This window comes from Amycolatopsis endophytica, from assembly GCF_013410405.1.
Taxonomy (GTDB): Bacteria; Actinomycetota; Actinomycetes; order Mycobacteriales; family Pseudonocardiaceae; genus Amycolatopsis_E; species Amycolatopsis_E endophytica.
The window spans coordinates 4913636-4938279 of the sequence record NZ_JACCFK010000001.1; the positions used below are offsets into that span (position 1 = coordinate 4913636).

The window sequence follows — 24644 nt, forward strand, 5'->3', positions numbered from 1 at the left end:
GCCGTCCCGCAACACCTAGGACTCCGCTGAACAGCCGACGAGCCGCGGGAACAACCCGCGAATCCCGTGCCGGAGGTCGTCGAGCGCGTTTTCCGCCCCGGTGAGGTGACGTTGCAGTGCCTGCTGGAACAGACCGTCGAACAGGGCGTACGCCTCCGGCGGTGAGCAGGCCGGGCGGGAGCCGGCCAGGTCGGCGTAGGCGGTGACGTTGCGCCAGATCATCTCCTGCAGGCTGTCGTCGATCTCGGCGACGTCGTCGCGGAATGCCTCCTCGAACATCGACTGCGTGCGCAGGTCGTACCACATCCGGTGCATCAGGGGCGCCTCGCTGAGCGCGGTGGCCAGACCCTCCGCGCAGGCTTCGGCGAGCGCGCCGGCCGTGGCGGCCTCACCGACCCCGCCTTCGTACCGCCGCACGCAGGCCGCCTTGTACCGCCGCACGCAGTAGGTGATCAGTTCGACCTTGTCGGCGAAGTAGTAGTGCAGCAGCCCGTGCGAGAACTTGGTGTGCTCGGCGATGGTGCGCAGGCTGGTGCGGGCGTAGCCGAGATCGGCCAAGGCCAGCAGTGCCGCGTCGGCGAGTTCGCGGCGACGCTCCTCGAACTTGTCCACCCGGTTCCGACGCTTCACGGCGGCTGCGCTGGTCACGCAGGCGAAGATACCATCGGGCGGCTCTTCTGACCGAACGTCCAAAAAAATCTTGACAATCGTCCAAATGGCGGCCAAGGTCGTCACCAGCTCCTCCGCGCCGGGGGGAGTTTTCCGGAGGGCCGACGATGTCTCTGTTCTTTTACCTGGAAAAAGGCGCCTCACTGGATCCCGGGGCGCCCTGCCTCACGCTCGCCGGGGTGTCGCGCTCCTATGGCGAGGTCGTCGAGCTCGCCGAGGCCGTGGCTCGTGCGTTGCGGCGCTCGGGTGTCGCGCCGGGGGACAAGGTGGGCATCCTCTCGGCCAACGACCCGACCGCGTTCACCTGCGTGTTCGGCATCGCCAGGGCAGGCGCGGTGTGGTGCCCGATCAACCCGCGCAACGCCGCCGGCGAGAACGCGGAGCTGCTCGACCTCTTCGACTGCTCCACCCTGATCTTCCAGCCCGCCTTCGACGATCTGGTCGCCCGGATCGCCCCGGAGCTGCCGAAGCTGACCACGCTCGTCCGCCTCGGCGACGGCGACGATCTCGCGCCCGCGTTCGACACCTGGCTCGACGCCGCACGTCACGACCCGCCCGCCGACGCCGCGCCACCCGGCGACGTCGCCGCGCTGGTGGGCACCGGCGGCACCACGGGGCGCCCCAAGGGCGTGATGCTCACCGGCCGCAATCTCGAAACGATGTCGGCGATCACGCTGATGAGCTACCCCTTCGCGGGCCGTCCGGTGTACCTGGCGCTCGCACCGCTGACCCACGCGGCCGGAGTGCTGTGCTTCCCGGTCCTCGCCCGCGGAGGCGAGATCGTGATCATGGCGAAACCCGACGTCGGGGAGTTCCTGAACCTCATCGAGCGCCACCGGGTCACCCACACCTTCCTGCCGCCGACGCTGATCTACATGGTGCTCGGGCATCCGGCGCTGGATTCCACGGATCTGTCGTCCCTGCAGTGCTTCTGGTACGGCGCGGCACCGATGTCGACCGCCCGGCTCACCGAAGCCCTCGACCGCATCGGGCCGATGGCACAGCTGTTCGGCCAGTCCGAGGCGCCGATGATGATCTCGACGATGTCGCCCGCCGAGCACCGCCGTCCCGACGGGACAGTCCACACGCGACGGCTGACCTCCGCGGGCCGCCCGTCACCACTGGTCACGGTCGCCATCCTGGACGCCGAGGGGCGGACCGTGCCCCAGGGGGAACGCGGCGAGATCTGCGTGCGCGGCTCGCTGGTGATGGCCGGCTACTACCGCGACCCCGCGGCCACGTTGCAGGCATCCGCGCACGGCTGGCACCACACCGGCGACATCGGCTTCCTCGACGAGGAGGGCTACCTCCACATCGTCGACCGCGCCAAGGACATGGTCATCACCGGCGGGTTCAACGTCTACTCCGCCGAGGTCGAACAGGCGGTGATGGCCCACGACGCCGTCCGCGACTGCGCCGTGGTCGGCCTGCCCGACGACAAGTGGGGCGAGCGGGTCACCGCCGTCGTCCAGCTCCAGCCCGGCGCCGAGCTGGACGCCGACGAGCTCATCGCCTTCGTCAAGCAACGCGTCGGCAGCGTCAAGGCGCCCAAGCAGATCGAGATCTGGCCCGAACTCCCGCGCTCCACCATCGGCAAGGTCCTCAAGGCCGACATCCGCACGACCCTCACCGGCAGTTGACACCGCACCACAGCAAGGAGGCTGTACCACCATGAAACTCGCGCTCTACCTCCCGAACTTCCGGGACAAGGTCACCGTGGCGGAACTCGAAGACCTCACCGCCCTGGCCGAGGACCTCGACTTCGACTCCGTCTGGACGCTCGACCGCATCATCGTCCCGGAAACCTCGGACACCGAGCAGATGCAGCACGCCTTCGGCATGATCGAGGGATTCCCCAAGGGCCTGCCGGTCAGCTCGCGGGGCGAGTTCCTCCAGGGCATGCCGCTCATCCCGTGGCTGGCCGCGAAGACGTCGAAGGTGCGGATCGGGATGAGCATCATCGACACGCCCTACCGTTCGCCCGGGGTCCTCGCCGCGGAACTGGCCACCATCGACCACCTCGCGAACGGCAGGCTCAACGTCGCCGTGGGCTCGGGGTGGATGCCCGAGGAGTTCGCCGCCGCGAGCGCGTCCCACATCTACCCGAAGCGGCACAAGCACGTGCGGGAAACCCTGGAGATCATGCAGGGCATCTGGACCAACGACCTCTTCGAGTACCACGGCGAGTTCGCCGACTTCCAGCGCAGCGGGTTCGGGGCCAAGCCGGTGCAGAAGCCACACCCGCCGATCTTCTTCAGCGGCCTCAAGGACGCGCGTCGCTCGGCGAGCCGCATCGCCAAGTACGGCCTGTCCGGCTGGATCGGGATCCAGGACTCGCCCGAGGACATCCGGCGGTGGCGCACCGAGATCCAGCGCGAACTGGCGGAACTCGACACCGACCGCACCATCGACGATCTCGAGATCTCCAGCATGATCTGGTTCGTCATCACCGACCAGGACGCCGACCAGACCCCGCTGGGCAAGGGCACCAACCTGCTCGTCGGCTCCGAAGCGCAGATCACCGACCAGCTCAAGCGCTACAAGGAAGCGGGCCTGACCATGCCGTTCCTGTGGCCGCCGTTCCAGGACGTGCCGGTCGCGAAGACGCTCGACGACATGAAGCGCCTCAAGGAAGAGATCCTGCCCAAGATCGAAGCCATGTGATCCACCGCCACAACGAAGTGAGAGGAACAAGAATGTCCGAGCTCCAGGGAAAGCGGGTCTTCGTCACCGGGTCCGGTGCCGGGATCGGCAAGGCGATCGCCGCGTTGTTCGTCGAACGCGGCGCCAGGGTCGTGGTCAGTGACCTCAACGCCGACTCCGCCAAGCAGGCGGCCGACGAGATCGGCGCCGCCGGTGTGGCCAACTGCGACGTGACGGACGAGGCGCAGGTGCAGTCCGCCGTGCAGCAGGCGGCCGACCTCCTCGGCGGCCTCGACGTGCTGGTCAACAACGCGGGGGTCGAGGTCGCCTCGCCGTTGCTGCAGCAGTCGACGGAAAGCTTCGACAACATCTTCGCCGTCAACGTCCGCGGCACGTTCGTGACCATGAAGGCGGCCACCCCGCACCTGGTCGAGTCCAAGGGCAACATCGTCAACATCGCCTCGATCGCCGGGGTCGGCGGCAGCCCGCTGCTGGGCTCCTACTGCGCGACGAAGGCGGCGGTCATCCAGCTCACCCGGGTCGCCGCGGTGGAGATGCGGCCCTCGGGGGTGCGGGTCAACGCGGTCTGCCCGGGCTTCGCCGACACCGCCATGGTCGAACGGCTCGTGCCGGACTTCGAAGCGGCGACCCAGGTGCCCTTCGGCGACCTCGTCGCGGCGAAGCAGGGCCGTCTCGGCACGCCGCAGGACATCGCCGAGGTCGCGGCGTTCCTCGCGTCCGACCGGGCGAGCTGGGTGACCGGCAGCCACTACGTCCTCGACGGCGGTCTCACCGCCTCGCTGGTGTGACACGGCGGCCGGCGGGCCTGCCCGAGCGGGCCCGCCGGCCACCCGGTCACCGGAGGGCGACGGTGTCCGTGGGTTCCGCCTCGTCGGTGATGGCGGGGCGCGTGCCCTTCGGGCCGCGAAGAGCGACGTAGACGAGCAGCACGCCCATGACGGCCACGCCCGCCCACATGGCCTGCTGCCAGCCCTCGACGAAGGACTGCCGCGCCGTGTCGATCAGGCCCTGTGCGTGCGCGCCCGTGCCCGGGGCCACTTCGACGGCATTGGCGATGCCTTCGCGGGCGATGTCCGCGGCGGCCCGGGGGACGCCGCCGAGCTCGTCGTCGATGGCGCCGCGGTAGCCGCTGGCCACGAGCCCGCCGAGCATCGCGACGCCCAGCGCGGTGCCGAATTCGCGGGTGCCGTCGTTGAGAGCGGAGGCGACCCCCTGCTTGGCGCGGGGCAGTGAGCCGGTGATGGCCTCGGTGGAGGGCGTCATCGCCAGGCCCATGCCGAGGCCCATCGCGACCATGCCGCCGACGATGGACAGGTAGCCGCCGTCGACGGAGACGAACAGCGCCATCAGTGCCAGGCCGAGTGCGGACAGGGCGATGCCCACGGTCATGGTGGAGCGGGCGCCGGTCTTGGCCGCGATCTTGGGCGCCAGCCCGGACGCCGCCATCATCGTGAGGGCCATCGGCATCAACGCCACGGTGGAGGCCAGGCCCGACCAGCCCAGCACGGCCTGGAAGAACGGGTAGAGCACGACGGCGACACCGGCCTGCACGCCGAAGACGACGAGCAGCGTGACGGAGCCGCCGGCCAGGCCGCGCTCACGGAAGAGGCGCACGTCCAGCAGGGACGCGTCGCGGCGGTGCAGCTCCCATGCCACGAAGGCGATGGCGGCGGCGACGCCGACGGCCAGGCTGATCAGCGAACCGGGGTCGGTCCAGCCGCGCTCGGGGCCTTCCTGCAGGGCGAAGATCAGTCCGATCGCGGCGAGGGCGGACAGCACCGCGCCGACGGAGTCGAAGGTGTGGGCGGAACGTTCGCGGGAGTCCGGCACCGATTTCAGGGTCATCGCGAGCGCGGCGACGGCCAGCGCCACGGGCAGCGCGAACAGCCACCGCCAGTCCGCGACGTCCACCAGGAGCGCGGAGAGGAACATGCCCAGGACGCCGCCGCCCCCGGCGACGCCGGTCCACACCCCGATCGCCTGGCCCCGCTTCTCCTCCGGGAAGGTGGAGGTGATGACGGCCAGCGTGACCGGCATGATCATCGCGGCGCTGACCCCCGCGGCCACCCGGGCGGCGATCATCACCGCGGCCGACGGGGCGAGCCCGGCGGCCACACTGGCCGCGCCGAAGACGATCAGCCCGGCGACCAGCACGGGCTTGCGGCCCAGCCGGTCACCGATCGCCCCGAGCGGCAGCAGCAGGGCGGCCAGGGCCAGGGTGTAGACGTTGATGATCCACAGGACGGTGGTCTGCGGGACGCCCCATTCGACCGCCAGGTGGGTCTGGGCGACGCTCAGGCCGGACACCGAGGCGATCACGGCCATCAGCGCGATCGAGACGGCGATCAGGATCGCGCGCAGCTGACGCGCATCCGGTGTGCTCCCGCCGCTCACGGGCGCGGCCGCCGCCGCGTGGGGAGACTGGTTGCTGGTCATGGTTTCCTTTCACAACGGAGAAGCGGAATCAGCGCCGGGGACGGGTCCGGTCGCCATGCCGGGGTCCGACGGTAAGCGTGCTTTGCCCAAAAGGCATACAATGTTGCCCATGACGCAAGAAGATGGGGCGCTGGACAGCCTCGTACGCAAACGGATCCGCGCACTGCGGGTCGCGCAGGGCTGGTCACTGGAAGAACTGGCCGGCCGCGCCAACCTCAGCCAGTCCTCACTGAGCCGCATCGAGAACGGACAGCGCCGCCTCGCCCTGGACCAGCTCGTCACTCTCGCCCGCGCGCTGGACACGACCCTGGACCAGCTCGTGGAGAACGTGGCCGACGACGTCGTCGTCAGCCCGGTGATCGACGCCACCCACGGCCTGATGCGCTGGCCCATCAAGGGCGACCCCGGTATGAGCGTCATGCGTCAGCGCATGACCGAACCGCCGCCCGCCAACCCGGCCCGGATGCGTGCCCACCCCGGCCGCGAATGGCTGGTCGTGCTGTCCGGCACCGCGATCCTGATGCTGGGCCACCGCCGGTTCCGGATGGAGGCCAACCAGGCCGCCGAGTTCCCGACCATGGTTCCGCACGCGATCGGCGCCGAGGGCGGCCCGTGCGAGATCATGGGCATCTTCGACCGGGACGCCCGCCGCGGCCACCAGCGCGACGCGGGCGAGGCCGAGGGCACGCAGGGTTCCGGCGAGTGACACCCTCGCGGAATTTTCGTCGCTTCCCGGCGATTCTTGCGCGGCGGGCAGCACGGCAAGCTCGTGGTTTGCTGTTTTCGCAAGAACATGTGCGTCAATCGCAAACACTGGTTACCGTGTCGTCATGACCTCCACGCACGAACACCCTCACTACGGCGATCCGCACGGCCACCACCGGGAGCACGACGACGCCGGCCAGGCGGAAATCCTCGACCTGGACGCCGAAGTCCTCGCCGGGCACATCGCCTCCATCACCGCCTGGCTGCCGCTGACGACCGGGCCGCGTCAGATCGTGGACCTCGGTTGCGGCACCGGCGCGGGGACCTTCGCGCTCCTCGACCGCTTCCCCGAGGCGCGCGTCACCGCGGTCGACGCTTCCGTCGGCCACCTGCAGGTCCTGCGCGAGAAGGCGTGTGCCCGCGGTGTCCAGGACCGGGTACGCACGGTGCAAGCCGATCTCGACGACGACCACTGGCCCGACCTCGGCACACCGGAGCTGGTGTGGGCGTCGGCGTCGATGCACCACATGGCCCGGCCCGACCGCGCGCTGCGCAGCGTCCACGACCTGCTCGCGCCGGGCGGGCTGTTCGCCGTCGTCGAGCTGGACGGGTTCCCCCGTTTCCTGCCCGCCGACGCCCCCGAGTACCGGCCGGGACTCGAGGAACGCGCCCACCGGGCGACCGACAGCTTCCATGCCGAACACGTCCCGCACCGCGGCGCCGACTGGGGGCCGATGCTGGCCGCCGCCGGGTTCACGGTCGAGGACGAGCGCACCGTCACCGTGAACATCGAGGGCAACCGGAGCGAGGCCGTCGGCCGCTACGCCCACACCAGCCTGCAACGCATCCGCGGCGCCGCCGCACCCGCACTCAGCGCCGAGGACCTCGCCGCCTTCGACGAGCTCCTGGACCCCACCGGCCCGCGCAGCATCCTGCGCCGCGACGACCTCGCCGTGCGGACCGAGCGCAAGGTCTGGGCCGCGCGGCGCGCCTGACCCCCGGGCTGCCCGGTCCACAGTGGAGGGACCTGCGGCATCCTGGCGGACAGGGCGCACGGTCCGGCCCAGCCCGCCGCGAAACCGGCCACCTTCCGGCGCGCGGCGCGATCCGGCAGGGTCGTCCCGGACACGACCGCGTCGGCGGCGTCGGAGGCCACGCGGACCGCGAGGGCGAGCCGCAGGGCCCGGCCGGGCGGCAGGCACACCATGGCCAGCGCTCGAGGACACCGCGTCCGGCTACCCCGCGCGGATCGAGCCGGAAACGCGGCAGGCGCGTCACGTGCCGCGCGGGCCCGGCCACGGGGGAGCGGTCCGGGCGGGTCGGGTTCGGTGCGGCACCGGGCCCGCGGGCGGCTCGGGTAACGTGACCCCGGTGTTCACGTAATGAACACCACTGTCAGGTAGTCGATCGTCGGGCGGGAGGGTGTCGTGGCCAAGTCGACGCGGTCACCGGAGTCCGCGCGGGCGGATCGCGGCGACCAGGCGGACATCCAGGCCGTGAGCCGGGTCAGCCAGATCCTGTCGTTGTTCGACCCGGCCACGCCGCGGGTGAGTACCGGTCTGGTCGCCGAGCGGCTGGGTCTCAACCGCACCACGGCGTACCGCTACTGCACCTCACTCGTCGCGGCGGGCCTGCTCGAACGCGACCCGGACGGCGGTTACGTTCCCGGCGGCCTGTTGCTGCAGCTGGGTGCCTTCGCGATCGGCCACCGGCGGGTGGTGAGCCTGGCTCCGCGGCACATGCGGGCACTGGCCCGCGCCACGCAGAACAGCGCGGTCCTGAGCCTGTGGGGCCTCACCGGGCCGGTGGTGTCCCGCGTCGAGGAGAACGCCTCCGCGATCGTCGTCGTGTCCGTGCGGGTCGGCAGCCACCTCCCGCTGGACACCGCGCAGAGCAAGGTCTTCCTCGCCTATCACGCCGACCAGCTGTCCATGGAACGGCTGATGGCGAACCTGCCCGGCCCCGCACGCGACGAGCTGCGCGACGACATCGAGCGGGTCCGGTCCCTCGGTCACTGCTCGGCGATGAGCACTCCGGGGGTCGTCGCGCTGGCGGCCCCGGTCTTCGACGAGTACGGCATCTGCGCCAGCCTCGCGATCGTGGGGCCCGACAACACGCTCTCGATGTCCGACGACGCGCCCGAGCTGCGGGTGATCGCGGACATCGCCCGCGAGCTGACCCACGAACTGGGGGGTCACTACCTGCCCGACGACGCCGGACGACGGGCGGTTTAGGGCCGGTCGCGGTCGAGGAGCACCGCCGGGTCAGAGCACGGCCAGCCGGTCCACCAGCAGCTCCCTCCTCCGCTCGGCGTCCTCCGGCGGCAGCCGTCCCGCCCTGGTCAGGGTCGCCAGCCCGTGCAGGGCCGCCCAGAACACCTCGGCGAACAGTCCCGGGTCGATGCCCTCCCCCGCGACCTCGCCGAGGCACTCCAGCAGGGCGTTGAAGGCGTCTTTCAGCGGCTCCGGCGTATCCGCCCGCGCGAACGCGAGGCCACCGTCGAGCTGGAACATGGCGTCGTAGACCGCCGGGTTGCGCGTGGCGAAATCCAGGTACGCGCGGGCGAGCGCGGTGACCCGCGCGCGTGGGCCGTTCCCCGCCGAGGCCGCGGCCCGCAGCGCCGCGGCCATCTCGGCGGCGCCGACGAGGGCGACGGCGCCGATGATCTCGCGCTTTCCGCGGAAGTGGCTGTAGAGGACGGGCTGGCTGTATTCGATGCGCTCGGCGAGCCGCCGGGTGGTGACCGCCTCCCAGCCCTGCTGTTCGGCGAGTTCGCGCGCCGTGGCCAAGATGAGCCGTTCGCGCTCCGCCCGTTCACGCTCCTTGCGTTGCTGTACCGGCATGATCCGATCCTAGCATTGCTAGACAACCGAGCGATGCTTGTACTAGCGTTGCCATATCGGCTATCAATGCTAGGTTTTCCGGAGGATCATATGCTCAACGCACTCGGGGTGTTCACCATCGTGGTCGTCGGGGTGATGGTGGGGGTGGAGTTCTCCGTCGCCTTCGTCATCAACCCGATCCTCGACCGCCTTCCCGATGACGGCGCACTGCGCGGCCGCGCCCACGGGGCCCGGATGCTCGGCGCCCTGATGCCGGTCTGGTACCTCGCCTCGCTCGCCCTCGTCGCGGCCCGTGCCATCGCCGGATGGCGCGGCCACGGCACCGGCCTCGTCGTCACCGCGGGCGCGCTGCTGATCCTTGGCGTGATCATGTCGGTGCTGCTGCTCGTGCCGATCAACAACCGGGGCAGGACGTGGACCCCGGAGAACCGGCCCGCCGACTGGAAGCGGCAGATGCACCGCTGGGACCGCTTCCACTACATCCGCGTCGCCGTCATCATCGCCGCCTTCGCCCTGCTGGCCGCCGCGCCCGGCTGAGCGGCACATCGCGCGCCCGGGTCAGGACAACGCCGGGATCGTGTCGTCGTCGGCCATGTCGACGTCCTTCGTCTCCGGGCCGAGGAACCCGCCGAGACTGATCAGCGCGCCGGCGAGGGCGATGAGCACCGCCGGTGCCAGGTGCGCGGGCATCAGGCCGTCGAACTGCTGCAGGTAGAACTGGTAGAACGCGGGCGCGATGAGCGCGAGGCTGTATCCGACGCCGTAGGCGGTGGACCGGATGCTCGCCGGGAACCGCTCGGTGAGGTAGGCCGCGATCGGGCCGAACGTGCCGACGGTGAAGATCCCGATCATCGCGCCCCAGCCGAGCGCGGTGCCGAGACCGCCGTCGGAGGTCATCAGCAGGGTGTAGGACCCGGCGCCGACGACGATGACCGCGAGGCCGTAGCCGATGTAGAACCGGCGCCGCCCGATCCGCTGCGACAGCAGGCCGAAAAGGGGGTAGCACAGCGCCGCCGACGCGTTGACCACCAGCATCGTCAGCGTGACTTCCTTGCTCGACAGCATCAGGTGTTCCTTGAGCTGCGCGGGCGTCACGGCGGCTTCCATGTTGGTCGCCAGCCAGGTGCCGGTCATCAGCACGAACACCTGGGCCAGCGCACGCGGGTACCGGGTGAGCAGGCGGAGCAGCGGCAGCTTGTGCCGTTCGCCGTTGGCCGCCGCCGGGGGTTCGTGCACCTGCTTGAGGTAGTAGCGGAACAGCACCGCCGCCAGCAGTGCGCCGACCACGAACGGGATGCGCCAGCCCCACTGCACGTAGGCGCTGTGCAGGCCCTGCGACGGCAGCAGCTGCAGCAACAGCAGCGTGATGGCCGCGATCACCGCGTAGGCGGCTGGCGAGGTCGAGGTGATCACCGAGGCGTAGAGGCCGCGTTTGTGCCGCGGGCTCCACTCCATCGCCAGCGGCACCGCGGTGGTGTACTCGCCGCCGAGGAAGATCCCGTCGACGAACCGCAGCGCGATCAGCAGCCCGACCGACCACATCCCGATCGTTTCGTGGCCCGGCAGGCATGCGGTGGCCAGCGTGAGGAAACCGAAACCGCCGACCGCGACGAGGGTGGTGCGCTTGCGCCCCACGGTGTCGGCGAAATGCCCGAAGATCACCGCGCCGAGCGGGCGGCCGATCAGCGTGGAGGCGAACACCAGTGAGGACAGCAGCGCCACGGTTCCCGCGCTCAGGTTCGCCGACTGGAAGTAGGCGGTCGCCGGTGCCAGCACCACGATGGGCAGGTAGATGTCGAACTGGTCGACGAAGTAGGCGAGGGTCCCGCCGCGCACGGCGGCGCGCACTTTGGCGCTGTCGGGCCCGTGCGCCGGGCCGGGACTGGCGAGCGCCGCTTCTCGAGGGTCCGCAGCGGGGGGCGGTGTGGACATCGTCGTCCTCCGGGGTCGGCTGCCGATTCGAACCGAGTGTTCACGAAGTGAACCGATCACACGGTAATCCTGCGCCTGCTCCACCACAAGAGCGACGTGTGGGTTGACAAGCAGTCCTATAGTGAACCCGAACTTCACAATGTGAACGAAGGGTGACTTCATGACTGAGCGGCCCGCCATCGCCGCCGTCCTCGACGGTCTGGTCGACATGCACGTCCACTCCGGGCCGAGCCCGTTCCCGCGCCGCTTCGACCACGTCGAGGCCGCGCAGGACGGTGCCCGCATCGGGATGCGCGCCATGGTCGCGAAATCCCACCACCACAACACGCAGATGGACGTCCTGGCCATGAAAGGGCGCCTGTCCGGCGTCACGGCACAGGTGTTCGGCGGCATCGCCCTCAACAGCACCGTCGGCGGCCTGAACCCGCACGCCGTACGCATGTGCCTGCGCATGGGCGGCAAGGTCGTCTGGTTCCCGACCATCTCCTCCGGCAGGCACATCGACTGCCACCCCGAGGACGGGGCGTTCCCGACCACCACCGTGCCGCTGACCCTGGAGCGCATCGACATCGTCGACGACGAGGGCGTGCTCAAGCCGGAGGTGGGCGAGATCCTCGACGAGATCAAGGAGCAGGGCGCGGTCCTCAACGGCGGCCACATGTACCCGGAGTACATCCGCACGCTGTTCGCCGCCGCGAAGGAGCGCGGCATCAAGCGCATGGCGGTCAGTCACCCCGACTTCGTGATCGGCGCCGACCACGGCATGTGCCGCGAACTCATCGAACTCGGCGCGTTCGTCGAGCACGAGGTCGGCATGTACGACCCCGAGGGCACGCAGAAGTGGGACCCGAAGCAGTTGCTGACCTGGATCGAGGCACTCGGCCCGGAACACACCGTGCTGGCCTCGGACTTCGGGCAGGCGTCCAACCCGAAACCGGTCGACGCGTGGCTGCGGGTCAGTGAAGCGCTGCTCGACCTCGGCCTGCCGGAGAAGGACCTGCGGCGCATGGTCCGCGACAACCCGGCCTTCCTGCTCGACCTCGACTCCTGAAAGGACCGGCTGTGTACGAAAAGGACGATCCGCGGTCGGCGCTGGCCACGGCCACCACGCCCCGGCCGGACAGCGGCGACGCCATCGCGGCCGCGCAGTACCTCGACCTGCGCGAGACCTCGATCGTGCGCGCGCAGAACGTCATCCTGGCCCACACCGAAGCGCGGGCCGGTGACGATCTCGACAACGGCACCCTCGACGGCGAACTCGCGATCATCGTCACCGCCGCCTCACCCGCCTTCACCGTGCTCACCGACGACGGCGCCACCCAGGTCGATGCACCCGGCCTCGTCGTCGTCCCGCCCGGCGCGTCCCGGATCAGCGTGCACGGCGACGGACCGCTCGTCCGCCTCGTCGAAGCCGCTGAACCGGCCTGGCGCGACCGCGCGGCGAACGCCGGCGCCTACGCCGAGGACCACCCGCGCGTCGCGCCGCTGCGGCGGTGGCCGGAACCCGCGGGCCCGCGCCGGGTCCGGTTCTACCCGTTGTCGGAGGTGCCCGACGACCCCGCGCGGTTCGGCCGCATCTTCCGCACCCGCGCGTTCATGGTGAACTTCCTGCCCGAGCAGAACGGCCCGCGCGACCCGCGCAAGCTCTCACCGCACCACCACGACGACTTCGAACAGCTGTCGCTGGCCGTGCAGGGCGAGTACGTGCATCACATCCGCACGCCGTGGCTGCCCGACAGCACCAGCTGGCGCGAGGACGAACACGTGCGCATCGGCAGCCCGTCGGTCACCATCATCCCGCCGCCCACCGTGCACACCTCGGAAGCGAGCGACGCCGGGGTCAACCAGCTGATCGACATTTTCAGCCCGCCACGCCGGGACTTCTCCGAGCGGCCCGGCTGGGTGCTCAACGCCGACGAATACCCGATGCCGTGAACGCGCCGCGACGCACCGGAGCCGGGCTGTTCGCGCCCGGCCGCGCGACCACGCCGGTCGGCACCTGGCTGAAGATCGCCTCGGACGAACCGGTCGAGATCATGGCCGACGCCGGGTTCGACTTCGTCGTGATCGACCTGGAACACGCGCCACTGGACCTGCAGACCGCCTACCGGATGGCGGGCACGGCCACCGCGCTCGGCATGACCCCGCTGGTGCGGGTGCCCGACACCACGCCCTCGACGATCCAGAAAGTTCTCGACGCCGGGGCGATGGGCATCCTCGTGCCCCACGTCGACACCGTCGAGCAGGCCGGCGCGGCCGGCCGGTCGTGCCGGTTCCCGCCGCAGGGCACCCGCGGGGCGGGCGGCACCAGCCGCGCCGGACGGTGGGGCCTGCGGCCGGGAGCGGACTACCTCGCCACCGGCAACGACGACGTGCTGTGCATCCCGCAGCTGGAAAGCGTCGAGGCGATCAAGGCCGCACCGGAGATGCTGGCACTGGACACCGTGGACGCGGTGTTCGTCGGCGCGGCGGACCTGGCGCTGTCGATGGGCACCACACCGTCCTCGCCCGAGGTGCTCGAACTGATCGCCGCTGCGGTCGAATCCGCGCACGCCGCGGGCAAGCGCTGCGGCCTCGCCTTCGGCGGACTCCCGGAGCGGGCCGCGCGGGCGGTCCGGGAGGGCTGCGACTTCCTCCTGCTCAGCAACGACACCTCGATGCTGGCGGAGGCGGCGCACGGGCTGGTCACCGCCTTCCGGGCCGCCACCGAACCCCACCCCGACGAGGAGAGCTGATGCGTCCCGCGGACAAAGTCGTCATCACCACCGCGATCACCGGATCGGTCAACATCCCGTCCCAGAGCCCCTACCTGCCGCTGTCCGCGGACGAAGTGGCCGAGGCGGCGCTCGAAGCGATCGAAGCCGGATCGGCCATCGTGCACCTGCACGCCCGCGAGCCGGACGGGCGGCCCACCGCCGACCCCGAGGTGTTCGAAAAGATCGTCGCGCGGGTCACCGAGCACACCGACGCGGTCATCAACATCACCACCGGCGGCGCGTCCTCGATGACCATGGACCAGCGGCTGGCGGCGGCCCGGCGGCTGCGGCCCGAACTCGCCTCGATGAACATGGGCTCGATGAACTTCGTCTACTCGGGCATCGCGGACAAGGTCACCGAGTGGAAGCACGACTGGGAACAACCCTACGTGCGCAACACCTACTCCCATCCCTTCCTCAACACCTTCGACTCCATCGAGCACACGCTGCGGACCCTGGGCGAGCACGGCACCCGGTTCGAGTACGAGTGCTACGACCTCGGCCACCTGTACTCGCTGGCCCACTTCGCCGACCGGGGCCTGGCGAAACCGCCACTGCTGATCCAGGGCGTGTTCGGGGTCCTCGGCGGCATCGGCGCCGACCACGCGAACCTGGAGCACATGGTGCGGATCGCCGACAAGCTCTTCGGCGACGACTACACCTTCTCCGCGTTCGCCGCGGGCCGTGACCAGATGAGCTTCGCCACCCACAGCGCCTGGCTCGGCGGTCACGTGCGGGTGGGCCTGGAGGACAGCCTGTGGATCGGCAAGGGACAGCTCGCGAAGAGCAACGCCGAACAGGTGCGCAAGATCCGGGCCGTGGTGGAGGATCTGGGCAAACCGATCGCCACCCCGGCCGAGGCCCGCGCGATGCTGGCGCTGCGCGGCAGCGTGGAGGAAGCGTCATGAGCACACCACCACTGGCGGGCAAGGTCGTCCTCGTGGTCGGGGCGAGCTCGGGCATCGGCGCCGACGCCGCCCGCGTCTTCGCCGGTGACGGCGCCTCCGTCATGCTCGTCGCGCGCACCGAGGAACCCCTTGCCGCACTGGCCGAAGACCTCGGCGCCGCAGGTCATGACGTCGCCTACACCACCGGCGACGTGGCGGACGCGGGCAGCGTCGCCGCGTTCGTCGACGCCACCGTCGCGCGGTTCGGCCGGCTCGACGGGGCGTTCAACAACGCCGCGATGGGGCAGGGCGGCCGCCTGGACGCCGTGCCGGAAGCGGACTTCGACCGGATCATGGCCGTGAACGTCAAGGGCACCTGGCTGTGCATCCGCGAGGAGGTCCGGGTGATGGAGCCGCGCGGCGGCGGCTCGATCGTCAACGTCAGCAGCATCGGCGGTCTGCGCGGCAGCTCCGGGATGGGCGCCTACCAGGCGACCAAGCACGCGGTCATCGGCCTGACCCGCACCGCCGCGCACGACTTCGGGCCGCTGGGCATCCGCGTCAACGTCGTCGCGCCCGGGCCGACCGAGAGCCCGATGCTCGACGAACTCCGCCGCACGATCCCCGGCGGGGTGGAAGCCCGTATCGGTGCCACACCGCTGCGCAAGGCCGGGACCGGAGCCGAAGTCGGCGCCACCGCGGCGTTCCTGCTCAGCGGCGGGGCGAGCCACCTCAGCGGCGTCGTGCTCCCCGTCGACGGCGGGTTCACCGCCTGACCCGGGCGGTGACGGCGTGACGCGCGCGACGGTGTCGGCGCGAGCGTGGTGTGCGAGGCTTCCAGGAGCACCGACAGCAGCACCGAACGGATCCGAGCGTGACCGAGCAAGCCACGACCACCTTCGCCGACGTCACCCGCGTCGAGGAGATCGCACCCGGCCGCTTCACCGCCGAGGCCCACCCGGAGTGGACCATCGGCGGCAAGCCCAACGGCGGATACCTGCTGGCGATCCTCGGCGCGGCCGCTTCGCGCTCCGCGGCCCACCAGGACGTGCTCGCGGCCAGCGCGCACTACCTGCGGGCGCCCAAACCGGGCCCGGTGGAGGTGGCGGTGGAGGTGCTGCGGGCCGGTCGTTCGGCGAGCCAGGCACGGGCCCGCCTGACCCAGGACGACACGCCGTGCGTCGAGGCGATGTTCACCCTCGGCGCGCTGACGGCGGACACCGAGCCGTACTGGAGCGCGGGGGCGCCCGAGCCGCAGGGGCGCGAGTACGCCGGCTGCGTGCCGGTGACCGGTCCCGCCGGCGGGGGAACGGGACCGGTCATCATGGACCAGATCGACCTGCGCATCCAGCCCGAGGACCTCGCCTTCGGCCGGGGCACCCCGACCGGGGCCGGGGTGCTGCGGGGCTGGCTGGGCCTGCCCGGCGGCGCGGACTTCGATCCGCTGTCCCTGCTCTACGCCGTGGACGCGTTCCCGCCCGCGACGATGGACATCGTGCTGACCGGCTGGGTGCCCACCCTGGAGCTGACCGCCTACGTGCGGGCGCTGCCCGCACCGGGGCCGGTGCGGGTGCTGCACAAGGCGCAACTGATCGAGGGCGGCCGCGTCGACGAGGCGTGTTTCGTGTGGGACAGCCGCGGCCGCCTGGTCGCGCAGGCCACCCAACTGGCCGGCATCCGCCTCGACCCGCCCGCCTGACCGCCACGGCGGGTGGTCAGTACACCCCGCCCAGCAGCTCCAGCACCTCGGCGGCCGACGGTGTCCGCGGGTTGTTCCGGGTGACCGGATCCTGCACCGCCGCGCGGGCCAGGTCCGGCAGCATGTCCCGCTCGACGCCGAGGTGCCGCAGTGGCTTCCGGATCTCCAGCGGGCCGGACAGCTCCCGCACGGCGGCCAGCGTCGCGGCCGTCCCGTCGCCGCCCGGTGCGGCCAGTGCCCGCGCCGTCTGCTCGTGCGCGGCGGCGGCCGCGGCCGCGTTGAACGCGATCACCTCCTCGAACACCGCGGCCAGCGCGATTCCGTGCGGGGTGCCGGTGTGGGCGGTGATCGCGTGCCCGATGCCGTGCACCAGGCCCAGCCCGGACAGGGTCAGCGCCTGGCCGGCCAGATGGGCGCCCCACATCAGCTGGGCCCTGGCTTCGAGGTCCGTCCCGTCCCGGTGCGCCACGGGCAGCCACCGGGCCACCAGCGTCACGGCCTGCTGGGCGTAGGCCACCGACATCGGGGTCGCGCCGAGGGAGGCGAGCGATTCGGTCCCGTGCACGAGCGCGTCGACACCCGTCGCGGCGGTGGCCCTGGCCGGCAGGCCGAGGGTCAGTTCCGGGTCGAGTACCGCGATCCTCGGGCGCACCGAGGAGTGTCCGATGTAGACCTTGCGCCGGGCGTGGGTGTCCTCGATGACGCCGAACCCGTTGGTCTCCGCGCCGGTACCGGAGGTGGTCGGCACCGCGATCACCGGCAGACCGTCCGCGGCCTCCCAGAGCCGGTCGGCGTCGGCCGCGGTGGCGCCCGGATTGCCCGCGAGCAGCGCGATGCCCTTGGCCGCGTCCAACGGAGATCCGCCGCCGAGCGCGACCACCACCGACGGGCCGAAGGCGCGGGCGCGGGCGGCACCGCGGTCGATCTCGGCGGCCGAGGGATTGGCGCTGATGTCGTCGTGGATCTCGTGCTCGATGCCCGCGGCGTCCAGGATCTTGCCGACCCGCGGCGCGATACCGGCCGCCTGCAGGCCCTTGTCCGTGACGACCAGGGCGCGCTGGTGACCCAGGTCGGTCACGAACCGGGGGAGGTCCGTCACCGCGCCGGCACCGAACTCGACGCGGCAGGTCGGTTCCAGCGTCACGCGCGCAGCGCTCGCGGCGGTCACAGGGCGGCCGCCGGAGTCTGCGTGGCGGCCAGCCGGAACGGCCGCCCGGCCAGACCCTCGTACAACCGCACCGGGGTCATCTCCCCGGCCAGGTCGCCGAACTGCGCCTTGGCGCGCCGGTAGATCTGCTCGACGAGCGCGGACACCTCCGTGGACACGCCCAGTTCGCGGCCCAGGTCGACGGCGAGGCCGAGATCCTTGCAGGCCAGCGCCATCGCGAACGAATCGTCGTAGTCGCCGTCGGCGAGCACCGATTCGATGTCGCGTTCCAGGAAGTTCGACGCGGCGGGGCTGGCCAGCAGCGACGCGCGCAGCACCCCGAGGTCCACCCCGGCCTTGACCCCCATCGCCAGAACCTCCGAGGTGGCCACGACGTGGCAGAACCACAGCAGGTTGATCATGAGCTTGGCCGTGTACCCGGACCCGGTGACACCGACGTGCAGGATGTCGCCGGGCGCGCCCATCGCGGTGAACAGCGGCATCGCGCGCTGGAACTGGGTGGCGTCCCCGCCGACGAAGATCTGCAGTGTCCCGGCTTCCGCGCCGCGTGCCATCCCGCTGACCGGCGCGTCCAGCCGGTGCACGCCGCGCGCGTCGAGGACGTCCTGGGCGACCCGTTCGGCGGCGGCCGGGGTGGAGGTGGACATGTCCACCCACAGTGCACCCGGTTCGAGCGCGGCGGCCGCGCCACCGCGCAGCAGGACATCCTCGACGATGCGCGGGGTGGGCAGCATGGTGATCAGCACCTCGGCCTCCGCCGCGCAGTCCGCGGGGCTGCCCGCCCAGGTCGCCCCGAGCGCCAGGTGCTCGGCCGCCGCCTCGGCACGGGCGTCGTGCACGGTGACCTCGTGACCGGCGTGGATCAGGTGGCGGGCCATGTGCCTGCCCATGTTGCCCAGTCCGATGAATCCGACTCGCATGGTTGTTCTCGCAATCGAAGCTGGTGGGAACCGGCCCCTCAGGACAGGTCGACCCAGGTGGTCTTGAGCGCGGAGTAGGCGTCCAGCGCGTGCAGGGACTTGTCCCGGCCCGCTCCGGTTGCCTTGAACCCGCCGAACGGGGTGATCACGTCACTGGCGTCGAAGGTGTTGATCCAGACCGTGCCGGCCCGCAGATTCCGGGCCACGCGGTGCGCGGTCGTCACGTCACGGGTCCACACCGAGGCCACCAGGCCGAAGTCGGAGTCGTTCGCCAGCCGCGCGCCCTCCTCGGCGTCCCCGTCGAAGGTGATCACCGACAGCACGGGCCCGAAGATCTCCTCACGGGCGAGGGTCATGTCGTTGGATACGCCGTCCACAATGGTCGGCTCGAGGAAGGTGCCGCCCGTTCCGGGATGGATCCGGCCGCCACCGAGCAGCGTTTCGGCGCCCTCGGCCCGCGCGGTGTCCAGGTAACCGAGCACGCGCCGCAGCTGCGTCTCGTCCACGATCGGGCCCATCACGGTCGCCGGATCCAGCGGATCGCCCACCCGGAAGGTCTCCCGCGTGATCTTGACGATCTCCTCCAGCAGCCGGTCCTTGACCGCGCTGTGCACGATGAGGCGGGACCCGGCGTTGCAGGTCTGGCCCGCGTTGTAGAAGATGCCCCACGCCACGGCGGACGCCGCGGCCGGGATGTCCGCGTCCGGCAGCACCAGCTGCGGTGACTTGCCGCCCGCCTCCACGGCGACCTGCTTGCCGTTGGACTCGCCCGCGTACACCTGGAAACGCCGCGCGACCTCGGCCGAACCGGTGAACGCGACCTTGTCCACGTCCGGGTGCCTGCCCAGCGCCTGCCCGGCGACCTCGCCGCGCCCCGGCACCACGTTGAACACGCCCGCGGGCAGCCCGGCCTCGTGCGCGAGCCGCGCCAGCAGCAGGGCGGCCAGCGACGTCTGCTCCGCGGGTTTGAGCACCACCGAATTGCCGGTCGCCAGTGCCGGGCCGAGCTTCCAGGACGCGATCAGCAGGGCGTAGTTCCACGGCACCACCGCGCCGATCACCCCGAGCGGTTCCCGGGTGATGAAGGCCAGTGCGTCCCCCGGCGCGGGCGCGACCTCGCCGTAGGTCTTGTCGATCGTCTCGGCGTACCAGGCGATGGTCTCCGCGGTCTTGGCCACGTCGACACGCAGCGCCTCGGTGATCGGTTTGCCCATTTCGAGCGTGTCGAGCAGGGCGAGTTCTTCGGCGTGCGCGTGGATGGACTCCGCCCACCGCAGCATGATCCGCTTGCGGTCCCCGGGCGGCAGACCGCGCCACCGCGCGTCGTCGAAGGCGGCCCGCGCCGCGCGCACCGCCCGGTCGATGTCCTCCGCGCCACCGGCCTGCACCTCGGTGAGGACCGAACCGTCGCGCGGCGAGGTCGTGGCGAACGCGTCGCCGGACAGCGCGTCGGTGAAGGCGCCGTCGATGAACGGCCGGTTCTCGAACGTCAGGCGCCCGGCGGCGGCCAGCCAGGCGGCGTGGTCGCGCTGGGACAGCTCGGTGCTCATCGGATCCGCCACCTCCGCACGGCGTCCTCGTCGAGTTCGACGCCGAGGCCCGGCGCCTGGGGGACTTCCAGCTCACCGGCGGCGTTGATCATCACCGGCTCGGCCAGCATGAAGTCGCGCCGCTCCGGCGTCCAGCCCGGCGGGTCGAACGGGAACTCGAAGAACGGCCCGCCGCCGACCCCGGCCGCGACGTGCAGGTTCGCCAGCACGCCGATGCCGTTGGTCCAGCTGTGCGGCGTGAACTGCCGGTGCTTGAGCTGCGCCAGTTCGGCGAGAGTGCGGGCGCGGTGCATGCCCACCGCGAGCACGACGTCCATCTGGTAGACGTCGAGCACGTCGTGTTCCAGGTAGCGCACCAACTCCGGCACCGAATGGTGCATCTCGCCCGCCGCGATCCGCACGCCCGGGTTGTCCGTCCGCAGCATCCGGAAACCCTCCAGATCCGCGTAGGGCAGCGGTTCCTCCACCCAGAACACGTCCAGCTCGGCCAGCCTGCGCACGATCCGCCGGGTCTTGACCAGATCCGAGGCGTCCGCGGTGTCCCCGGCCATGCGCCAGGACTGGTTGAGGTCGACCATGATCTCGAAGTCCGGCCCGAGTTCGGCGCGCACCGCCTCGACCGCGGCGATCCCCTCGGCCACCCGGTCGCGGTCGATGCGGATCTTGACCGCCCGGAACCCGGCCGCCCGCGCCGCCAGGGCGGTCTCCACCCGCTCGGCGGGCGACTTGAGCTCGGCGCTGGAGGCGTAGGCGGGCAGCGAGGTGGCCGCGTTGCCGAACAGCGCGGCCACCGGCAGGCCCGCCGTCTTGCCGATGATGTCCCAGAGCGCGACCTCCAGCGGCCAGTAGTGGCCGCCGTGGAAGTTGGCGGTCTCGATCGCCTTCACGTGCCGCACGATGTCGAGCGGGTCGGAGCCGAGGAAGAGGTCGCGGAACGCCTCGAACCCGTCCATGGTGTCGCCCGAGCCGATGCCGGTGACCCCTTCGTCGGTGTGCACCCGCACGATCGTGGCGTCGAAGTGCCGCCGCGGCTCGGGGTCCCACGCGGCACGCAGCGGCGGGTCGAGTTCGAGCCGCAGCCGGTCCAGCGTGATGTCGGTGATCTTCATCGGGCGGCCTCCGGCGCGGACTCGGCGAGCAGGGCGGCGCCGGGCTCGTAGAACGGGTTCGCCGCGCCCGCCCGTGCCGCCGCCAGCACTTCGTCGGCCGTCGGCGTGCCGGCCACGGCCGCGCGGAGTGCACCGAACGCGGCCGCCCGCTGGTTGCGGAAGGACTCGTCGAGGTCGTCCACGCCGGGGTTGACCCAGATCGCGGCGATGATCAGCAGCTCGTCCAGCTCGGCGGCCGGGATCAGCCCGTGCCCGGCCGCGTCGGCGACGCCCTGCGCCAGCCCGGCCTGGGCCGACCCCCAGGTGGCCCGCTCGTGCAGGTCGCCGGAGGCAGCGGCCTTGGTGACGAACAACGTCAGCGGCTTGACCGGCACGCTCGGCCGCAGCACGGCCACGAACGGCACGTGGCCGGCGCTCGGGGTGGCCAGCGCGGTCGCCCAGGCGGTCTCGACGGGACCCCCCTTGCGCCCGAGCACGATGTTGGTGTGCGCGGCGTTGACCCCGGTGCCGACGAACGACTCGCCGACCAGCGCGGTGGGCGCGAAAGTCATGGAATCTCCAGAAGTGGCGGATGGTGGTGACGCACCGGAACGGTAAGGAGCCGGGGGAGGCGTCGGCAAGGCGCCGACGACGATCGCAATGTGCGTTGCGGTGGCGGCAACTCAGGTCGTGACCAGCGCCGTTACCGCTGGTTTACGCTACGGCCGTGAGTTCGGACGCTCAGCGCACCGACGGGGGTGCGCGCAACCAGGGCCACGGTCTGCGGCGGGACGTCGACCTGCTGGAGGCGCTGGCGTCGGAGGAGGCCCAGCACGCGGGCGGTCTCGGCGTGGTCCGCCTGGCGCATCTGGTCGGCCGGGAGAAGAGCCAGGTGTCCCGCGCGCTCAAGGCACTCGCCGAGGTGGGCATCGTCGAGCGCGACCCGGACACGCTGGAGTACCGGCTGGGCTGGCGGCTGTTCTCCCTCGTCGCCCGCACGGTCGAAGACCGGCTGCTGCGCGCGGCCGAGCCGGTCATGCACACACTGTCCGGTGAACTCGAGGAAACCGTCCACCTGTGCGTGCTGCGCGAGAACCAGGTGCTCACCCTGCTGTCGGTGTCCGGGCACTCCTTCCGTGTGCACGGCTGGGAGGGCCGCGGCGTGCCCGCGCCCTGTACGTCGGCGGGGCGGGTCCTGCTGTCCGACGCCACACCGGACGAGTTGTATGTCCGGTTCGGACTGCAGGCCGACCTCGGCGCCGGATGCCCGCGCTCGCCCGTGCGCACGCTGCCCGACCTGTGGTCGGCGATCCAGCGGTCCCGGCGCGACGGTTACGCCGCCGTCCGCGAAGAGTTCGAAGAGGACCTCGTCGGGGTTTCCGCCCCGGTCCGCGACTTCCGCGGGCGCGTGGTCGCCGCGCTGAACGTCTCCGCGCCCAAGGACCGCCTCGCCGCGCGGCTGGCGGACGCCGGGCGGGTCACGGCACGGGCGGCCGGGGTGGTGTCGGAACAACTGGGCTGGCGGATGCGTCCCGTCCCGCCCTCGTCCCGGCGCTTCACCTGAGGCGGTTGTCCTGACCGCAACTCAGATTGCGAAACCGCGGGATCTCTTGCCCCGCAACACCTCCGGCTCATACGTTGCCTCGCGCCAGGTCAGGTTCGTGAGGAGTGCAGGATGGACATCGACGCGATCGCGAAGACCGCAGCGGGGGAGGGCGACCTGTTCCTGGGCGGACGCTGGCTCCCCGCCGCCGACCGCCGGACGTTCCCGGTCGCCGACCCGGCCACCACGGAGCCGGTCCGCGAGGTGTCGGCCGCCGCGCCGGAAGACGCCCGCGCGGCAGTGGATGCGGCGCAGGACGGATTGCGGCGGTGGCGGGCGGTCGCCCCGCGTCGCCGCTCCGAAGTGCTGCACGCCGCTTTCGCCGCGATGCACGAGCACGCGCCGGCGCTGGCGCGGCTGATCACCCTGGAGAACGGCAAGGCCTACCGTGACGCGCTCGCCGAGGTCTCCTACGCCGCCGAATTCTTCCGCTGGTTCGCCGAGGAGGCCGTCCGCATCGGATCCGGGTTCGCTGACGCGCCCGGCGGTGGCTACCGGCACGTGGTGCGCAAGTCCGCGGTCGGGGTCGCGGCGTTCGTCACCCCGTGGAACTTCCCGGCCGCGATGGCCACCCGCAAGATCGCGCCCGCACTCGCCGCGGGGTGCTCGGTCGTGCTCAAACCGGCGCCGGAGACCCCGCTGACCGCACTGGCGATCGCCGGGCTGCTCGCCGAGGCGGGGCTGCCCGCCGGCGTGTGCAACGTCCTGCCCACCGACCGGGCCGCCGACGTGGCCGGTGTCTGGCTCGGCGACGAGCGGGTGCGGAAGTTCTCGTTCACCGGATCCACCGCCACCGGCCGGGTCCTGCTCCGGCAGGCGGCGGACACCGTCGTCAACGTCACCATGGAACTCGGCGGCAACGCCCCGTTCGTCGTCTGCGCCGACGCCGACGTGGACGCCGCCGTGCGCGGCGCGATGGACGCCAAGATGCGCGGCGGTGGCGAGGTGTGCATCGCCGCGAACCGGTTCTACGTGCACGCCGACGTCGCCGCCGAGTTCACCGCCAAACTCGGCGAGGCGATGGCCGCCGTCCCGGCCGGACCCGGGCTCGGCGATGGCGTCGGCCTCGGGCCGATGATCAACCAGGCCGCGGTGGACAAGATCACCGGTCTCGTCGCCGACGCCGTCGCCAGGGGCGCCACGGTGACCGCGCAGGGCCCCCGCCCCGCCGGACCCGGATGGTTCCACCCGGCGACCGTGCTCGCGGACGTGCCCGACGACGCCGAGATCATGCGCACCGAGGTGTTCGGCCCGGTCGCCCCGATCACCACGTTCACCGACGAGGACGACCTGATCGCGCGCGCCAACGACACCGAGCACGGCCTCGCCGCCTACGTCTACTCGGCCGACCTCGGCCACGCCCTGCGCCTCGCCGAACGCCTGGAAACCGGGATGGCCGGCATCAACCGCGGCCTGATCTCCGACCCGGCCGCGCCGTTCGGCGGCGTGAAGCAGTCCGGGCTGGGCCGCGAAGGCGGACGGGAAGGCATCGACGCCTTCCTCGAAACCCGCTACTTCGCCGTCGACTGGCCGAGCTAAGGCTGTTTCGGGAGTGGCTTGCGTGGCGGTGCGGGTGGCGGAACCTGAGGCGGCCCCTGGCTCCGGGATCGCCTCCTCATGAATGCCGATTCACCACGTCGGCGCTGTCCTCGCCAGGAACCACCCACCCGCCAGCCCACCACCACCCTCAACGGACGCGCTCCGCGCGACCCCGCTGAATCAAA

24 protein-coding genes are annotated in these 24644 nt (G+C 71.5%); 15 read left to right on the forward strand and 9 right to left on the reverse strand.

Translation table 11 applies throughout. From position 1 onward, the window contains the following. Positions 1-15: 15 nt before the first annotated feature. Positions 16-648 carry a TetR/AcrR family transcriptional regulator gene (locus HNR02_RS24245; protein WP_179775409.1) on the reverse strand — a complete coding sequence of 211 codons (633 nt, stop codon included), beginning with the start codon at positions 646-648 and terminating at the stop codon, positions 16-18. A gap of 128 nt (positions 649-776) precedes the next feature. On the opposite strand from HNR02_RS24245, the gene HNR02_RS24250 reads away from it, so the two are divergent. The 3 genes from HNR02_RS24250 to HNR02_RS24260 are packed head-to-tail and all read left to right on the forward strand — an operon-like array spanning position 777 to position 4121. Beyond that, on the forward strand, positions 777-2309 hold the full coding sequence (locus tag HNR02_RS24250) for an acyl-CoA synthetase (RefSeq protein WP_179775410.1): 1533 nt from the start codon (positions 777-779) through the stop codon (positions 2307-2309). Between the two features lie 31 nt (positions 2310-2340). Further along, on the forward strand, positions 2341-3333 hold the full coding sequence (locus tag HNR02_RS24255) for an LLM class flavin-dependent oxidoreductase (RefSeq protein ID WP_179775411.1): 993 nt from the start codon (positions 2341-2343) through the stop codon (positions 3331-3333). A 32-nt stretch (positions 3334-3365) separates the two neighbouring features. After that, on the forward strand, positions 3366-4121 hold the full coding sequence (locus HNR02_RS24260) for an SDR family NAD(P)-dependent oxidoreductase (protein ID WP_179775412.1): 756 nt from the start codon (positions 3366-3368) through the stop codon (positions 4119-4121). 46 nt (positions 4122-4167) lie between these two features. On the opposite strand, the gene HNR02_RS24265 is transcribed toward HNR02_RS24260, so the two are convergent. Continuing rightward, the gene (locus HNR02_RS24265; protein WP_179775413.1) at positions 4168-5769 is read right to left on the reverse strand and encodes an MFS transporter; all 1602 of its coding nucleotides are present in this window, start codon (positions 5767-5769) and stop codon (positions 4168-4170) included. A 109-nt stretch (positions 5770-5878) separates the two neighbouring features. On the opposite strand from HNR02_RS24265, the gene HNR02_RS24270 reads away from it, so the two are divergent. The 3 genes from HNR02_RS24270 (at position 5879) to HNR02_RS36555 (ending at position 8708) form a co-directional block, all read left to right on the forward strand. Beyond that, entirely contained in the window at positions 5879-6475 is a 597-nt protein-coding gene (locus HNR02_RS24270; RefSeq protein WP_179775414.1) for a helix-turn-helix domain-containing protein, read from the forward strand. A gap of 124 nt (positions 6476-6599) precedes the next feature. Next, a complete protein-coding gene (locus HNR02_RS24275) occupies positions 6600-7469 on the forward strand; it encodes a class I SAM-dependent methyltransferase (protein WP_179775415.1) in 870 nt (289 codons plus the stop codon). A 432-nt stretch (positions 7470-7901) separates the two neighbouring features. Then, positions 7902-8708: an IclR family transcriptional regulator gene (locus HNR02_RS36555; RefSeq protein ID WP_179775416.1), complete on the forward strand. Its 807-nt coding sequence runs from the start codon at positions 7902-7904 to the stop codon at positions 8706-8708. A 30-nt stretch (positions 8709-8738) separates the two neighbouring features. Here HNR02_RS36555 and HNR02_RS24285 read toward each other — a convergent pair whose 3' ends face one another. Continuing rightward, on the reverse strand, positions 8739-9317 hold the full coding sequence (locus HNR02_RS24285) for a TetR/AcrR family transcriptional regulator (protein WP_179775417.1): 579 nt from the start codon (positions 9315-9317) through the stop codon (positions 8739-8741). A 90-nt stretch (positions 9318-9407) separates the two neighbouring features. Between HNR02_RS24285 and HNR02_RS24290 the strand changes: the two genes are divergently transcribed. Further along, the gene (locus HNR02_RS24290) at positions 9408-9854 is read left to right on the forward strand and encodes an anthrone oxygenase family protein (RefSeq protein ID WP_179775418.1); all 447 of its coding nucleotides are present in this window, start codon (positions 9408-9410) and stop codon (positions 9852-9854) included. A gap of 21 nt (positions 9855-9875) precedes the next feature. Here the strand turns inward: HNR02_RS24290 and HNR02_RS24295 are convergent, their stop codons facing one another. Then, on the reverse strand, positions 9876-11249 hold the full coding sequence (locus tag HNR02_RS24295) for an MFS transporter (protein ID WP_179775419.1): 1374 nt from the start codon (positions 11247-11249) through the stop codon (positions 9876-9878). 160 nt (positions 11250-11409) lie between these two features. On the opposite strand from HNR02_RS24295, the gene HNR02_RS24300 reads away from it, so the two are divergent. The 6 genes from HNR02_RS24300 to HNR02_RS24325 all read left to right on the forward strand — a co-directional run bounded on the left by HNR02_RS24300 (position 11410) and on the right by HNR02_RS24325 (position 16591). Then, entirely contained in the window at positions 11410-12300 is an 891-nt protein-coding gene (locus HNR02_RS24300) for a DUF6282 family protein (protein WP_179775420.1), read from the forward strand. Between the two features lie 11 nt (positions 12301-12311). After that, on the forward strand, positions 12312-13184 hold the full coding sequence (locus tag HNR02_RS24305) for a cupin domain-containing protein (protein ID WP_179775421.1): 873 nt from the start codon (positions 12312-12314) through the stop codon (positions 13182-13184). Then, a complete protein-coding gene (locus HNR02_RS24310; RefSeq protein ID WP_179775422.1) occupies positions 13181-13984 on the forward strand; it encodes an HpcH/HpaI aldolase family protein in 804 nt (267 codons plus the stop codon). Before HNR02_RS24305 ends, HNR02_RS24310 begins: the two co-directional genes overlap by 4 nt. Then, on the forward strand, positions 13984-14913 hold the full coding sequence (gene kce, locus HNR02_RS24315; protein WP_179775423.1) for a 3,5-dioxohexanoate:acetyl-CoA acetone transferase: 930 nt from the start codon (positions 13984-13986) through the stop codon (positions 14911-14913). Before HNR02_RS24310 ends, kce begins: the two co-directional genes overlap by 1 nt. After that, positions 14910-15668: an SDR family NAD(P)-dependent oxidoreductase gene (locus HNR02_RS24320; RefSeq protein WP_179775424.1), complete on the forward strand. Its 759-nt coding sequence runs from the start codon at positions 14910-14912 to the stop codon at positions 15666-15668. Before kce ends, HNR02_RS24320 begins: the two co-directional genes overlap by 4 nt. 98 nt (positions 15669-15766) lie before the next feature. Beyond that, complete coding sequence (locus HNR02_RS24325) at positions 15767-16591, forward strand: thioesterase family protein (RefSeq protein WP_179775425.1); 825 nt, start codon at positions 15767-15769, stop codon at positions 16589-16591. Positions 16592-16607: 16 nt separating this feature from the next. On the opposite strand, the gene HNR02_RS24330 is transcribed toward HNR02_RS24325, so the two are convergent. From HNR02_RS24330 to fae, 5 genes are read right to left on the reverse strand one after another with little or no spacing between them, the layout of a single operon-like run. Continuing rightward, positions 16608-17735 carry an iron-containing alcohol dehydrogenase family protein gene (locus HNR02_RS24330; RefSeq protein ID WP_312861121.1) on the reverse strand — a complete coding sequence of 376 codons (1128 nt, stop codon included), beginning with the start codon at positions 17733-17735 and terminating at the stop codon, positions 16608-16610. A 20-nt stretch (positions 17736-17755) separates the two neighbouring features. After that, a complete protein-coding gene (locus HNR02_RS24335; RefSeq protein ID WP_179775427.1) occupies positions 17756-18679 on the reverse strand; it encodes an NAD(P)-dependent oxidoreductase in 924 nt (307 codons plus the stop codon). Positions 18680-18717: 38 nt separating this feature from the next. Further along, positions 18718-20229 (reverse strand): aldehyde dehydrogenase, encoded by a 1512-nt coding sequence (locus HNR02_RS24340; protein ID WP_179775428.1) that lies wholly within the window; start codon positions 20227-20229, stop codon positions 18718-18720. Then, positions 20226-21338, reverse strand: a complete 1113-nt coding sequence (locus tag HNR02_RS24345) for a mandelate racemase/muconate lactonizing enzyme family protein (protein ID WP_179775429.1) — start codon at positions 21336-21338, stop codon at positions 20226-20228. Before HNR02_RS24345 ends, HNR02_RS24340 begins: the two co-directional genes overlap by 4 nt. Continuing rightward, complete coding sequence (fae, locus tag HNR02_RS24350; protein ID WP_179775430.1) at positions 21335-21889, reverse strand: formaldehyde-activating enzyme; 555 nt, start codon at positions 21887-21889, stop codon at positions 21335-21337. The genes HNR02_RS24345 and fae overlap by 4 nt, the downstream gene beginning before the upstream one ends. 155 nt (positions 21890-22044) lie before the next feature. On the opposite strand from fae, the gene HNR02_RS24355 reads away from it, so the two are divergent. Further along, positions 22045-22881 carry an IclR family transcriptional regulator gene (locus tag HNR02_RS24355; RefSeq protein WP_179775431.1) on the forward strand — a complete coding sequence of 279 codons (837 nt, stop codon included), beginning with the start codon at positions 22045-22047 and terminating at the stop codon, positions 22879-22881. 111 nt (positions 22882-22992) lie between these two features. After that, positions 22993-24459, forward strand: a complete 1467-nt coding sequence (locus tag HNR02_RS24360) for an NAD-dependent succinate-semialdehyde dehydrogenase (protein WP_179775432.1) — start codon at positions 22993-22995, stop codon at positions 24457-24459. The last annotated feature ends 185 nt before the right edge of the window (positions 24460-24644 follow it).

Coding starts and splice junctions, on each gene's coding strand:
- kce (WP_179775423.1), top strand. CDS start 13,984: ATGCGTCCCGCGGACAAAGTCGTCATCACCACCGCGATCACCGGATCG.
- HNR02_RS24345 (WP_179775429.1), bottom strand. CDS start 21,338: ATGAAGATCACCGACATCACGCTGGACCGGCTGCGGCTCGAACTCGAC.
- fae (WP_179775430.1), bottom strand. CDS start 21,889: ATGACTTTCGCGCCCACCGCGCTGGTCGGCGAGTCGTTCGTCGGCACC.
- HNR02_RS24335 (WP_179775427.1), bottom strand. CDS start 18,679: ATGCGAGTCGGATTCATCGGACTGGGCAACATGGGCAGGCACATGGCC.
- HNR02_RS24340 (WP_179775428.1), bottom strand. CDS start 20,229: ATGAGCACCGAGCTGTCCCAGCGCGACCACGCCGCCTGGCTGGCCGCC.
- HNR02_RS24275 (WP_179775415.1), top strand. CDS start 6,600: ATGACCTCCACGCACGAACACCCTCACTACGGCGATCCGCACGGCCAC.
- HNR02_RS24250 (WP_179775410.1), top strand. CDS start 777: ATGTCTCTGTTCTTTTACCTGGAAAAAGGCGCCTCACTGGATCCCGGG.
- HNR02_RS24295 (WP_179775419.1), bottom strand. CDS start 11,249: ATGTCCACACCGCCCCCCGCTGCGGACCCTCGAGAAGCGGCGCTCGCC.
- HNR02_RS24360 (WP_179775432.1), top strand. CDS start 22,993: ATGGACATCGACGCGATCGCGAAGACCGCAGCGGGGGAGGGCGACCTG.
- HNR02_RS24290 (WP_179775418.1), top strand. CDS start 9,408: ATGCTCAACGCACTCGGGGTGTTCACCATCGTGGTCGTCGGGGTGATG.
- HNR02_RS24320 (WP_179775424.1), top strand. CDS start 14,910: ATGAGCACACCACCACTGGCGGGCAAGGTCGTCCTCGTGGTCGGGGCG.
- HNR02_RS24265 (WP_179775413.1), bottom strand. CDS start 5,769: ATGACCAGCAACCAGTCTCCCCACGCGGCGGCGGCCGCGCCCGTGAGC.
- HNR02_RS24300 (WP_179775420.1), top strand. CDS start 11,410: ATGACTGAGCGGCCCGCCATCGCCGCCGTCCTCGACGGTCTGGTCGAC.
- HNR02_RS24255 (WP_179775411.1), top strand. CDS start 2,341: ATGAAACTCGCGCTCTACCTCCCGAACTTCCGGGACAAGGTCACCGTG.
- HNR02_RS24285 (WP_179775417.1), bottom strand. CDS start 9,317: ATGCCGGTACAGCAACGCAAGGAGCGTGAACGGGCGGAGCGCGAACGG.
- HNR02_RS24260 (WP_179775412.1), top strand. CDS start 3,366: ATGTCCGAGCTCCAGGGAAAGCGGGTCTTCGTCACCGGGTCCGGTGCC.
- HNR02_RS24270 (WP_179775414.1), top strand. CDS start 5,879: ATGACGCAAGAAGATGGGGCGCTGGACAGCCTCGTACGCAAACGGATC.